The organism is Candidatus Poribacteria bacterium (genome assembly GCA_021295755.1).
Taxonomy (GTDB): domain Bacteria; phylum Poribacteria; class WGA-4E; order WGA-4E; family PCPOR2b; genus PCPOR2b.
This window is the reverse complement of the sequence record JAGWBT010000124.1, coordinates 444-11716: the sequence shown is the minus strand read 5'-3', so window position 1 is coordinate 11716 and position 11273 is coordinate 444. Positions and strand designations below refer to the sequence as shown.

At 50.2% G+C, this 11273-nt stretch carries 11 protein-coding genes; 5 read left to right on the top strand and 6 right to left on the bottom strand.

Going from position 1 to position 11273, the window contains the following annotated elements; genetic code table 11:
- Window positions 1–88 precede the first annotated feature (88 nt).
- From J4G02_16990 to J4G02_16970, 5 genes are all read right to left on the bottom strand, one after another.
- On the bottom strand, window positions 89–1366 hold the full coding sequence (locus J4G02_16990) for an HlyC/CorC family transporter (protein MCE2396247.1): 1278 nt from the start codon (window positions 1364–1366) through the stop codon (window positions 89–91).
- A gap of 88 nt (window positions 1367–1454) precedes the next feature.
- A complete protein-coding gene (ybeY, locus tag J4G02_16985) occupies window positions 1455–1886 on the bottom strand; it encodes an rRNA maturation RNase YbeY (GenBank protein MCE2396246.1) in 432 nt (143 codons plus the stop codon).
- A gap of 18 nt (window positions 1887–1904) precedes the next feature.
- Window positions 1905–2894, bottom strand: a complete 990-nt coding sequence (locus tag J4G02_16980; protein ID MCE2396245.1) for a PhoH family protein — start codon at window positions 2892–2894, stop codon at window positions 1905–1907.
- 194 nt (window positions 2895–3088) lie between these two features.
- The gene (locus tag J4G02_16975) at window positions 3089–4225 is read right to left on the bottom strand and encodes a mandelate racemase/muconate lactonizing enzyme family protein (protein MCE2396244.1); all 1137 of its coding nucleotides are present in this window, start codon (window positions 4223–4225) and stop codon (window positions 3089–3091) included.
- A gap of 199 nt (window positions 4226–4424) precedes the next feature.
- Window positions 4425–5234 (bottom strand): hypothetical protein, encoded by an 810-nt coding sequence (locus tag J4G02_16970; GenBank protein MCE2396243.1) that lies wholly within the window; start codon window positions 5232–5234, stop codon window positions 4425–4427.
- Between the two features lie 193 nt (window positions 5235–5427).
- Between J4G02_16970 and J4G02_16965 the strand changes: the two genes are divergently transcribed.
- The 3 genes from J4G02_16965 (at window position 5428) to J4G02_16955 (ending at window position 7889) form a co-directional block, all read left to right on the top strand.
- Window positions 5428–5925, top strand: coding sequence for a histidine phosphatase family protein (locus J4G02_16965; protein MCE2396242.1), 498 nt, complete (start codon window positions 5428–5430; stop codon window positions 5923–5925).
- Between the two features lie 104 nt (window positions 5926–6029).
- The gene (locus J4G02_16960; protein ID MCE2396241.1) at window positions 6030–6935 is read left to right on the top strand and encodes a dihydrodipicolinate synthase family protein; all 906 of its coding nucleotides are present in this window, start codon (window positions 6030–6032) and stop codon (window positions 6933–6935) included.
- Window positions 6936–6983: 48 nt separating this feature from the next.
- Window positions 6984–7889 carry an acetamidase/formamidase family protein gene (locus J4G02_16955; protein MCE2396240.1) on the top strand — a complete coding sequence of 302 codons (906 nt, stop codon included), beginning with the start codon at window positions 6984–6986 and terminating at the stop codon, window positions 7887–7889.
- Between the two features lie 132 nt (window positions 7890–8021).
- Here J4G02_16955 and J4G02_16950 read toward each other — a convergent pair whose 3' ends face one another.
- Window positions 8022–9071 (bottom strand): Ldh family oxidoreductase, encoded by a 1050-nt coding sequence (locus J4G02_16950; protein ID MCE2396239.1) that lies wholly within the window; start codon window positions 9069–9071, stop codon window positions 8022–8024.
- 324 nt (window positions 9072–9395) lie between these two features.
- On the opposite strand from J4G02_16950, the gene J4G02_16945 reads away from it, so the two are divergent.
- Window positions 9396–10490, top strand: a complete 1095-nt coding sequence (locus J4G02_16945) for a Gfo/Idh/MocA family oxidoreductase (protein ID MCE2396238.1) — start codon at window positions 9396–9398, stop codon at window positions 10488–10490.
- A gap of 15 nt (window positions 10491–10505) precedes the next feature.
- On the top strand, window positions 10506–11060 hold the full coding sequence (locus J4G02_16940) for a GNAT family N-acetyltransferase (protein ID MCE2396237.1): 555 nt from the start codon (window positions 10506–10508) through the stop codon (window positions 11058–11060).
- Window positions 11061–11273: the final 213 nt, after the last annotated feature.

Genomic DNA, 11273 nt, shown 5'->3' with positions numbered 1-11273 from the left:
CACGCTAACCGGACTGCGCTACGCCCCGATTATGGTAAAGCAGCGTGTGATTTTATCATACCCGGCAGTATCTGTCAAGCCTACCTTTCTACTTTTTTTCCGCTGTATCTTCTAGCCGTTGAACCCGGATCCGATGGATTCGTCGTTCATCCGCTTCTAATATTGTGAACGATAATCCTTGGTAAGAGAATTGATTGCCCTGTTCAGGGACTCTTCCCAGATGATCGAAGATGAATCCACCGATTGTGTCTGCATTCTCCGACTCAAGCTGCGTCTCTAACTGATCATTGAGATCAATAAGACTTATGCGTGCATCAACTGAATAGATATTTTTATTGAGGACAATGACCTCCTCCTGTTCGTCAAAATCGTACTCATCTTGGATTTCTCCGACAATCTCCTCAATAATATCTTCGAGTGTTACGATTCCCGCTGTACCCCCATACTCATCAACCACGATCGTCATGTGCTGCTTATTTGCCCGTAGTTCCTGGAAGAGGTCGGATATTTTTTTACTCTCTGGCGTCAGAAGCGGCGGTCGATCGGTGGCCATCGATCTCAGATCGAGGGGCTCGTCTTTTGCCCAACCGTCTAACAGATCTTTGACATGCAGCAGACCAATAATACGGTCAATCTGCTCCTCATAGACAGGAATACGTGAATGCCGAGACTCGATTGCAGTTTGAAGCACAACCTCTTTTGGCGAAGAAACATCAAGGCACGTCACATCCGTTCGGGGAACCATAATCTCGCGGGCAACCTTATCGGGGAGGTCAAGGATGCGAGAGATCATTTCTCGTTCCTCCTCCTCCAAGATTTCTTGGCTACTCCCGACATTTTCCAACGCTTCAAGGTCTTCGGGCGAGACGCTGCTATCCTGTTCAATTTGGGCTTTTCCACCCAGAACCCGAACGCTAAGATAGCTCAGCAGGGTCAACGGTTTAATGAGAGGATACAGGATCCAATAGACAACGTGCACAAAACGGAGGGCGGAGATTGTTGAGTTTTCAGAGCTGCCCTGTACATAATTTTTCGGGATGAGCTCTGTCACAACAACAATGAGGAGGATTGCAAGGAGGGCACCAATAATTCGATCTCTCAGGGAATCGAAATCGAACAAGGAGAGCAGCAAGACGACAATACAAACAATTAATACGCTCTTGGCGACAATGATTGTTGCAGAAGATCTTTGTGGGTGGCGCAGTAGAGATGTTAAGATCCCATGCTGCGGACCCCCAGTTTCCGCGATATTCAGTATTTCGTTCCGGCTAAGCCTGTTGATAAGTACCTCCACGACAGAGAACAACACCGCGAAGATTGACAAAACAACCAAGCCAACCAGCTTAATTATGTCTATATCGTCCAAACGTAGGATTATACCCCCAAGGCACTTGTCAACCAGAATCTGCGAAAATCAATAACCGAATTCATCCTATCTCTACACAAATAGGATATTAGGCGCTAATTAAACGGAGCATAGTTTCTTGTTCCTCAAACATGATCTCCGCTTCCTCTGGGGTTTGATGATCATAACCAAGCAGGTGAAGTATACCGTGTACACTCAATATAGCTAGCTCGATATCAAGTGAATGCCCATGCATGATTGATTGGCGTCGGGCTGTTGGAACAGATATGACCAAATCACCAAGCAGTTGAGGGTTCAAATCTCCACCGATGCCTTCTCGCATCGAAAAGGCGAGTACATCAGTGGGTTCATCAATGTGGCGATATTGGTGGTTCAGCACCTGAATCTCGGCATCATCCGTTAGAAGAATGCTCACTTCACAATCAGCAGAATCGTGAGCCTTTAGCGTGGTCAACGTCGCATTATAAACAATCGCTTCATTAAAATCAATATTTTGACATTTGTTGTTAATGAATACCATTTTATTTGCTGGTCGAAGCTAGATGCTATTGGTTTTCCTTAACCTTTGGGCATCGCGCTCCTCGTAGGCTTCTACGATTTGCTGTACCAGTTCGTGTCGGACAACATCCTCTTTTGAAAAGTGGATGAATGCGATACCGTCAATATTTGACAGTACCGACTGTGCATCAACAAGCCCCGACCTTGTCCCGGTCGGTAAGTCTGTTTGCGTTATGTCTCCGGTGATAACGGCTCTGGAATCGAACCCAAGTCGTGTGAGAAACATCTTCATCTGCTCAATGGTTGCATTTTGTGCTTCATCAAGAACGACAAACGAGTTATTCAGCGTTCGGCCACGCATGAAGGCGATCGGAGCCACCTCAATCACATTACGCTCAACATAACGCTCAAGAGATTCGGGCGGCACCATATCGTAGAGTGCGTCGTATAAAGGACGTAGATAGGGGTTAATTTTCGCTTCGATATCGCCGGGTAAAAAACCGAGCCTTTCGCCCGCTTCTACCGCGGGTCGGGTGAGGATGATTCGGCTGACCTGTCCACTTTTCAAGGCAGAAACCGCCATCGCCATAGCAAGGTATGTTTTTCCGGTTCCGGCAGGACCGATGCCAAAGACGAGATCATACGATTTGATTGCGGCCACATAGCGTTTCTGGGTAGGGGTTTTCGGTCGCACAACACCGCGCTTGGAAAAGACAGAGATAGCTTCATTGGCTGCTTTTTCCAACTGGACGGGCGCATCTCCTTTGGAAGTGCGAATCGCGTATTTGACATCATTTGCATTGATGGATTGCCCACTCCGGATGAGATGAAGTAACGACTCAAAGGTTTTCGTTACACGATTAACGTCATCAAAGCTATTGCCGGTGATCTCCAAACCTTCGCTCTTTAATAGCACTTTGACGTTAAAACGCGCTTCGACAATGTTCAGAAAGGCATCAGATTGCCCAAAAAGCACTTGGGCTTCTGTGGTGCTCTGTATCGGTATTTTTAAGGATTCTTGGTTCTGCAATACGCTATTATTCCTGTTTTTGGGTGGGTGTAACCGCTGTTGTTTCCGTCAGAAACCAACTTCATCCCTAATTTTACCAGAATTTAGTTGTCTTTCCAAGTAAATTCTTCGTTATCGTCACCTAAGTCGCTATGCAGATCGAAAATTTCGACGATTACTACCCATATAAACCGCCCCTAAGCTAGAAAATCAATCTACCAGTTAGTATACGCCCCATCGTCCCTTTGGTAACCAGAAGGAGGGCTCGGAGCCGGTGACGTAGTATTGACGAGCGCATCTTCATTGAACTCAATACCAAGCCCAGGGCCTTCAGGTGGAAGCAGATAGCCGTCAGCAAATGGCATCTGAACCGGAAAGACATCGGTAAGACTCGTCATCGGTGGACGCGGTAGCTCTTGTACCCCGACAAGAGCTGATGCCAAACACAAGTGGAGGCAGGCTGCTGTTGAAACCGGACCGAGCGGATTGTGCGGCACGATGTGGATGTAGTGCGTCTCACACCAACCCGCAATCTTCCGAGCCTCAGTCAATCCTCCGGCGATGCAGAGGTCTACCCGACAGTAATCCATCAGGTCCTCCTCAATCACTTCCCTAAAACTCCATTTGCTGTCAAACTGTTCACCCACCGCCAGAGGGACTGATGTGTTCTGCCGAACCAACTTTAGACTCGCAGGATTTTCGCTGCGGAGTGGATCTTCAATGAAGAAGGGGCGATACTGCTCAACCCCTTTACAGAATTCGATGCTGGCAGGTGGATCTAACCGCGTATGGACATCCACCAGAATCTCAATATCATCGCCAAGTGCGTCTCTGACCGCTTTTACCTGCTCAATCCCAAATCGTACTGCCCGTGTTGGCTCAAATCGATTGTCACCTTCCGGATCGCATAGCCCCCATCGAACAAACTTCCACCCCGCTTCGTAGGTCTCCCGGCAACTCTGGACGAGCGATTCAATATTATTTGGGTCACCGTTGTGGGGATAACAGACCACTTTATCGCGTGTCCTCCCTCCCAACAATTCATATACCGGCACTCCCAACGCCTTGCCTTTAATATCCCATAGCGCGATATCCACCGCACTCACCGCCGCAGACTGAATCACGCCGCCGGGGAAGAAACCGCCACGAAACATCCGCTGCCACAGATACTCAATACGAAACGGATCTTCACCAAGTAGGGTGGCCTCAGACGAATGGATGACTTCCGCCATCGCTCGTCCCCGTCGTCTCAAGCCTCCTTCACCAATGCCATAGAGACCTTCGTCCGTCTCGACCTTCACGAAAAAATTCCCAGTTGATGCAATCAACGGTTTGACCGCCGTAATCTTCATGTATGACCTCCGGTTGAGTGATGTCGGCGAACCGATATCATTTAAGCGTTCATCAGTTCATTTGCGGGAGGGGGCGAGTGTATGAGGAAGTGAGGAGGTGAGAAGATTTATTCCCCCCTTACCCGCTTCCACACTTCTGCAATGCACCAATGAACCAAATTAGTAGCGTATCAATAGTTGCAAACTAGCATTATGAGTATTACACATCCTCTGTTGGTGAAAGCACATTATCCTGACAATAGACGGGACGGAAAAGTGTGGTACGCTTGAACGGCATTTCGACGAGGTGTTTCGGATGAGGTTCCCACTTATGCCATTTGTTGCCGACAACATTGTAACAGTTAAAGATAGCGACTCGGTCCACCGTATTGTCCTCCCACCGTGCGCCGGTGTGGGTGATTGCCTCCGTGAAAAACAGCACCGACCCCGCTGGGCAGGAATAGTCCTCCCAGAGTGGACAATCCCGATCCTGCGTCGATTTCGGTGGCGGGAACGCCCCTTTGTGGCTTCCCGTCAAGAATAGGGTGCCACCACTACGTTTCTTAACAGGATTCAGTTCCCAGACAACTCGCGTCAATCCGCTGTGTGCCTTGTCGTGGTGCATGTGATAGGTATGTGAGTTGCCCGGAAAATTCAACATACCCCGTCCGCCGTGAGGACTGAAGTTGTCATGTCCTTTGGGCCGAATTGTCAGGAACGTGCCCTCCATGCGAAAGCCGTAGCAGTCCTCGCCCGAGTAACCTGTCGCGACAAATTCGTTCATGAAGCCAAGGATAAGCGGGTGGTCGGTTAATTTTTCAAGAGGTCCACCGATGGATGAGCGGTGATGCTCAGGAATGGATTCTGGAGACTTTTTTAGACGGTAGCAAAAATCTCGCATCTCAGCGACTTCGTCGTCGGTCAATACGCCGGGGATGGCTATCCAACCCCGTGTGTCAAAGATGAATTTCTGGTCTTCGGTGAATTCTATCGCCGGTTTGTCGTCAGCGTTCGTCGTGGGTATAGACATACACATTACCTCCTAATTGATGGTTTACCGTCCGCTCATTATAGCCAAACTCTTATTTTTCGACAAGAAGTTTTTGTATGGATGTCCACCTGAACTTGTGATAAGATGGTTTTGAATACATTAACCCAAGTTGTTACCCAAAGTCTCGGCGGAGTAACGGGTGAATAGGTTTCCTACAAGGAATAGTGTCCACATGAAAACATTACTAATTTTACGTCATGCAAAGTCGAGTTGGAAAGATGCATCGTTAGCGGACCATGATCGTCCGCTCAACAAGCGCGGTAAACGGGATGCGCCGCGAATGGGAAAGTTATTGCAAGAGCAAGACTTGGTCCCCGACAGGATAATCAGTTCAACCGCCAAGCGGGCGCGAAACACCGCCAAGGCAGTCGCCAAAGCGTGTCATTGTGAGGATAAGGTTGAATTGACATCAGAGTTTTATCATGCGGGACCGGGATCATACCTCGCAGTTTTGCAAAACGTGCCGGCCGAGGATCAGCGGGTGATGGTAGTTGGACACAACCCTGGGATGGAAGCACTAGTCACCCACCTGACAGGCAGAATAAAAACGATGTCGACAGCGGCGCTTGCTCATGTTGTTCTCCCCCTTGAAAAATGGGATGAATTGGATTACGAGGTACAAGGGGAGTTGTTGCACTTGTGGCGTCCAAAAGCGCTCACATCAGAATAACAGATTCACCCATAGGCTTGGAACCTGCGGAGGTTGCGTCTTAACAATTATCTGGATAGATACTTAATTTCCATCAATCATAAATTAAACGGAGGAGTTTGTATATGGCAAAATTTGACCCGATGAAGGGAGTTTTTGGTCTGCTTCCCACACCTTATACGGAAGACCTAGACATTCATACCAGTGATCTACAGGCTGCCGCCAATTTCTGCTGTGAGTCGGGACAACATGGGATTGTTTGGCCCGTCATGGTCGGGGAGTTCTATTTCCTCGGCGAGGCGGAACGTATCCGCAACTTGGATGCCGTCCTCGAAGCAGTCAATGGTAGGTTACCGGTAGTTTTCGGGTGTTCTGGCATCTCCGTGCCACAGACGCTGCTCTATGCAAGAGCCGCACAGCATGCGGGGGTGGATTCGATAATCGCCATGGCGCCGGCACGGACTAATGCAGCGACCGCGATAGATATGTTCAAGCGACTTGGGGAGGTCTTTGATGGACCGATTATGGTGCAGAATGCCGATAGTTACGCACCGTTGACCGGGGAGCAGATTGTTCAACTCGCAGAGGATGTCCCGCAGATTGAATATGTCAAAGAGGAGAGGCAGCCAGGACCGCAGCACATTGGCGAAGTCAAACAGTTGGCTGGGGATCAGATCAAGACCATCTTCGGAGGTGCTGCCGGTAAGGTGCTGCCGGCGGAGATAACACGCGGTGCCGACGGTTGTATGCCCGCTTGCGAATTTGCCGATCTGCTCGCAAAAATTATGGAGCTTTGGTGGGCAGGCGATGAGACCGGCGCGCGGGAGTTACATACCCGTCTGCTTCCGTTGATTAACTTGGAAAACCATCAGTTTGTCCGTTATATTCTCAAACGCCGCGGCGTCTTGACCTCTATGGTGGAGCGCGCCCCTGCGCCCCATGAGTTAGATGCGGAGGATAAGCGGGAAATTTCTATACTACTGAAGGCAGTCGAAAACGATATTGAATCTTACCCTTTCGGAACGGAATAACGATTTTCTAGATGAACTGTCTCACCGCTTTGAGGGGGCACCACTATAATGCACATCATCACACGCGACCGCATTGTTTACAGTTTCAGCCGCGATCATCGTCCTGTGCAGGAGGTCAATTCAGGGGATAGGATCCGTTTCGAGACCTATGATGCACGTACCGGCACGATTCTGAGTGAGACCGATCTCCTCGACCAATCCCACCCAATCGGTCTAAATCCTGCAACAGGACCTCTCTTTGTGCGTGGCGCCGAACCGGGGGATACCCTGTGCGTTGAAATCCAAGATATCCAACTTGCTTCACAAGGCTTTATCGGTATCAAAGCCGGCACGGGGAACTTGGGGCATCTCGCAGAACAGTATGTGACCAAAATAATCCGTATCGAAGAAGATACCGCTCACTTTGATGATCGGATCCGTTTTCCGGTTCGTCCGATGGTTGGCGTCATCGGCACTGCCCCTGCCGAAGAAGCTGTGCCGACGCTCTATCCCGGCTCCCATGGCGGCAACATGGATCATCAAGATGTGAAAATTGGATCGCGTGTTTACCTGCCCGTATTTGTGGAAGGAGCGTTGTTTGGGCTTGGGGACGTTCACGCTGCCATGGGTGATGGGGAGATCTCTATGCTTGGGATAGAAATCTGTGCGGAAGTTACCGTGGGGATAGAATTGATTAAGGGGGAGTCGATCGCTCGTCCGTGGATCGAAACGGTGGACGCATGGATAACCACAGGAGATGCCCCAAAGTTAGTCGATGCGATCACAATCGCCTGTGAGGAGATGGCGAGTCTCCTCCAGTGCAAACTTGACGTTTCATTCGAGGAAGCGTATCTGCTCATGAGTGCCACCGGCGATGTGCGAATTGGTCAAGTTTGCAATCCGAATAACTTCCCCGCAACAATCCGAGTGGTTTTTCCCAAAATAAACCCGACGATGCCTTCCGCCCTATCTTGAAACTTCTGTCCCACATTCCTATTACAGTATTTTAACCCATAAACCTCTGTGCATCGTAGGGAACAACGATCGTTGTTCCCTACAACTCGTCTGGTACAGCTGCATCGCTGGGGCTTTAGGTGGTAACTTGGGTTAGTCTATATCTACACCCAGCGATTCGGCAAGCGCCTCCAGTCTTTCCCAGAGTGCATCAGCGATGGGAATGCCATCGCGTCCGCGAGTTGCTTCCGCTCGCGCCTCAAGATCGCCGGGGAGAAGTACCTCGTCGAAACCGGGTGCCGGCGGCACGGATCTGATCTGATCCCCTAGATCCTTGATTCGCGTTGAGTAATCCGTTAAGGATTGAAACAGATCCGCTTTCATGACTATCATGGTAACGCCGGAGTGACGGAAGATGGTGCCCCCCCGCTTCTTTTCGTTAGAAAAGGCATCCGCCCCAGACAAGATTCGTCCAAAGAACTCCACCGCTAGCATCAAAGCGTAGCCTTTGTGCTCACCAAAGGGGAGCAATGAACCGCCCTCCAGATAATCCATCGGATCCGTGGAAGGATTTCCATCTTTGTCAACAATGCTGCCTAGCGGCAGTTGTGCGTTTCTGTCTCTCGCTGTGAGGACTTTACTCCCAGCAACGACTGTTGTGGCATAATCGATAATCATCGGCGGCCCATCACCGACGGGAAAACCTATGCCGATTGGGTTGGTGCTCAGCACCGGTTGCCGCCCACCGAAGGGGACCGCGACCGGCTTTTCTGCACCGAACCCGCCAGCCCAGATTATTGATAGCATTCCGTTGGCGGCTGCGAGTTCGGCGTATTCGCCCAGACGCCCGATATGGTTTATCTGAACGGCACTTACGACCGCCACGTTGTGGCTTTCAGCCTTCTTTATAGCGACCTCCATCGCATACTTTGCAGTCACATGCCCAAAGGTCCAGTTGCCCGCTATGAGCGCGCTCGTGGCATCTTCTTGCCGGATTTGGGGCCAAGCAGTGGGTACAATTTCACCGTCTCGAATCTTCTCGACATAGCTCGGCAGATGTAGGATGCCATGCGTATCAACGCCACGCAAGGTCGATAAAACCAACGCTTCCGCAACACGGTTGGCGTTACGCTCATCGGTTCCCACAGCCAGCAATACCTCACGGATGAGTTTGTCAAGTTGAGCAGTTGTCTTTATAACCATTATTATGTCCTCCTCAGAATCGTGTCAATTATCAACAAAATCAGATTCGGGCTACAACGTTAGATTTAGATTAGCACCCGTACATAATTTTCGCAATTTTCGTGTGGACTGTCCACGTCAGTTCGTGTCGATATGCATCATAACTATAGCATGTATCCTGAACGCAATCAATCAGATTCAGAGATGTTTTCTCAAGGGAAAAAGGTATGCAAAACCGCTTGACGTAGGGATTCATGCTGTGCTAGGATACACAGCGCACTAATTGGAGTTAGACTTTGTTCATTTAAGGTCAGTAAATCATCAGGTGACAAGGAGGAATTCAGCTTGGCTAAAAAATTTAGAGTTGGTATTATTGCAAGTGGCCGTATTGCACGTTCACACGGTCAAGGTTGGACTGAATGTAATCGCACTGAAATCGTTGCAATCGCCGATTCTCATCCCGAAGCACTAGCAAGTTATGCAGAGGATTTTAACGTCAAAAGTCAGTATCTTGACTACCGGGAGATGATGGAGAAGGAGGATCTGGACATCGTCAGTGTCTGCTCATGGAACCCACAACACGCTGAAATGACGATTGCAGCAGCGGTTCACAGACCCCAAGCGATACTCTGCGAGAAACCGATGGCTTGCTCGTTAGGGGAAGCCGAAGCGATGATGATTGCCTGTGAACGCAATGATGTTAAATTTGCGATCGGCCATCAACGTCGTTTCTATTCTTCGTGGCAGGAAGCGAGGCGGCTCCTTGCGGACGGCGCCATCGGCGAACCGCGCCGGCTCTGGTCCTCGGTGCGAGCAGGGATGTTGAACACAGGGACCCACTGTATCGATTTCCAACTCTTTGTGCTAGGAAACCCACAGGTGGAGTGGGTCATGGGTTCTGTGGAACGCAAAACCGACCACTATCTATTCGGGCATCGGGTCGAAGACCGCTGCTGTGGGCTGATTGGGTATCCCAACGATGTGGAAGGTGTCATTGAGAATGAGGTCCCCATCAGTGGTGGACTCTATCAAGTCGGCGCTACGATATATGGCAGCGATGGCATGATGGATGTCAACGATAACAGCTTGAAATATATGACTCCTGATAAGGCAGGTTGGCAGGTGTTTGAGCCGACCGAAACAAATCGGACTGGTTACGGCAGTGCCTTCACAAGTCAGGCGTATGCGATCTGCGACTGGATCGACGGCAAGATTGAGGATTATCCCGGACAAGCAAAGTATGGAAAGGCTGCGCTGGAGCTTATGATGGCGGTCTACGAATCAGCGCGTATGCACGAGCGGGTTCGCTTGCCGCTAGAGACGCGCGCCAATCCGCTGGATGTGGCGGTGGAAACTGGTGCTATTCCGGTTGAACGCCCCGGTCAATGGGATGAACGCTCTTTCTTGGTGCGCGGCGAATCAATGAGCTGGATCAAATAGATTGTAAGGTGCCGTATGAGTGATCTCGGAGTGCAAATCATTACGCTCTCATCCGACGATGGAGGGGCTATCAAGCAGGTCGCAGTGCTGCTGATTGAGGGGTTCAAAGCACACGCACCAAACGCTTGGTCCAACATGGCAGCCGCTTTGGAGGAGGTGCGAGAATCCTTTGGAGCAGATCGGATAAGCCGTATCGCCCTTGACCAGAGCGGCGAGGTCGTAGGCTGGATTGGTGGCTTGAGTCACTATGATGGGAACGTCTGGGAAATCCATCCATTGGTCGTTCAACCGAGCCGACAAGGGGGTGGGATTGGACGGCAGCTTGTGCGCGATTTTGAAGCCATCGTCCGCGAACGAGGCGGTTTGACAATTTGGGTTGGGACTGACGATGAGACCAGTATGACAACCCTTGCGGGGGTTGACCTTTACCCGAATGTCCTTGGACACTTGGCGCGAATCAACGAGTTTTATCAGAAACTCGGTTTTGTCATTGCAGGTGCAATGCCCGATGCCAACGGACGTGGAAAGCCGGACATCTTTCTCGCAAAGCGAGTTGCCCCTGATTGCTAGGACGCGCATTGAGTAAATCCTAAATATTTGAAAACGCATCCGTAAGGAGAACATTCCAATGCAACAACTCATCCTCGTCGGCGATTCGATTCGCATGGGCTATCAAGCCGACGTTATTCGTGAACTCACCGGACTTGCCGACGTTTGGGGTCCGACGCAGAACGGCGGAAATAGCACGAATATCCTTCAACATCTCGACGAGTGGATTATCTC

Coding starts and splice junctions, on each gene's coding strand:
- J4G02_16965 (MCE2396242.1), top strand. CDS start 5,428: ATGAAAACATTACTAATTTTACGTCATGCAAAGTCGAGTTGGAAAGAT.
- J4G02_16960 (MCE2396241.1), top strand. CDS start 6,030: ATGGCAAAATTTGACCCGATGAAGGGAGTTTTTGGTCTGCTTCCCACA.
- ybeY (MCE2396246.1), bottom strand. CDS start 1,886: ATGGTATTCATTAACAACAAATGTCAAAATATTGATTTTAATGAAGCG.
- J4G02_16975 (MCE2396244.1), bottom strand. CDS start 4,225: ATGAAGATTACGGCGGTCAAACCGTTGATTGCATCAACTGGGAATTTT.
- J4G02_16955 (MCE2396240.1), top strand. CDS start 6,984: ATGCACATCATCACACGCGACCGCATTGTTTACAGTTTCAGCCGCGAT.
- J4G02_16940 (MCE2396237.1), top strand. CDS start 10,506: ATGAGTGATCTCGGAGTGCAAATCATTACGCTCTCATCCGACGATGGA.
- J4G02_16970 (MCE2396243.1), bottom strand. CDS start 5,234: ATGTCTATACCCACGACGAACGCTGACGACAAACCGGCGATAGAATTC.
- J4G02_16950 (MCE2396239.1), bottom strand. CDS start 9,071: ATGGTTATAAAGACAACTGCTCAACTTGACAAACTCATCCGTGAGGTA.